The sequence below is a fragment of the Pseudomonas sp. SIMBA_068 genome, from assembly GCF_046534705.1.
In the GTDB taxonomy this organism is placed as follows: domain Bacteria; phylum Pseudomonadota; class Gammaproteobacteria; order Pseudomonadales; family Pseudomonadaceae; genus Aquipseudomonas; species Aquipseudomonas putida.
Window position 1 is genome coordinate 1 of record NZ_JAWRYI010000759.1, and the last position, 263, is coordinate 263.

The window sequence follows — 263 nt, forward strand, 5'->3', positions numbered from 1 at the left end:
GGCGCAGGCGATCAAGACATGGTTAATGACTTCGTTATTCACCTCAACTGGTTGGGCGAGGGTAATAAAAAATCCACGAAAACGTCGCTCCTGTTCGCTCCAGCAATGTGGGATGGCGAGGCGATTAACAATCAGGTTTTCACCTTCGCCTTCGCGGGCGATGATCCGTTGCGCTTCATCGGCGGTAATATGGTGTTGTGCCACTAATTGCGCACAAATTTGCCGGGTAATATGTTGCCAGCTTTCACCGCGTACATTCGAAT

The 263-nt window shown here is 50.2% G+C and carries 1 protein-coding gene; it reads right to left on the minus strand.

Annotation, left to right across the window (positions count from 1 at the left end):
- Positions 1-263 (minus strand): PTS sugar transporter subunit IIA (locus tag SB756_RS31320; protein WP_410913398.1); only part of this gene is annotated, 263 nt, incomplete at both ends.